General features: G+C 59.1%; 1 protein-coding gene. It reads right to left on the bottom strand.

The genetic code is table 11. The features are described 5' to 3' along the window. The coding region (locus OH705_RS28470; RefSeq protein WP_267303603.1) for a hypothetical protein at positions 1 to 226 on the bottom strand (226 nt) is incomplete at its 3' end. Positions 227 to 242 lie beyond the last annotated feature (16 nt).

Here is a 242-nt window from a genome sequence, read left to right as displayed (position 1 = left end):
GCACTCGAGTGCGTACCGCATCCTTGATGAGTTCGTGCTCGTCGGGGCCCGGCGTGATGTGCTTCTCTGCCGAGCACATCCAGCCGTAATCGCGGTTGATACGCAGCAATCCAGGGTCGACCGTCATCGAGTCGTGTACTGAAATCTCGGGACCGATGACGACGGCGCCAGCGTTGAGGGCATAGGCTACCTCGTCTCGCTCGGTCTCGTCAGTCAGGATCGACACCGTTCTCATTACTAGA

Source organism: Pseudomonas sp. BJa3, from assembly GCF_026343815.1.
GTDB classification, from domain to species: Bacteria; Pseudomonadota; Gammaproteobacteria; order Pseudomonadales; family Pseudomonadaceae; genus Aquipseudomonas; species Aquipseudomonas soli.
This window is presented reverse-complemented; position numbering and strand designations above follow the sequence as displayed.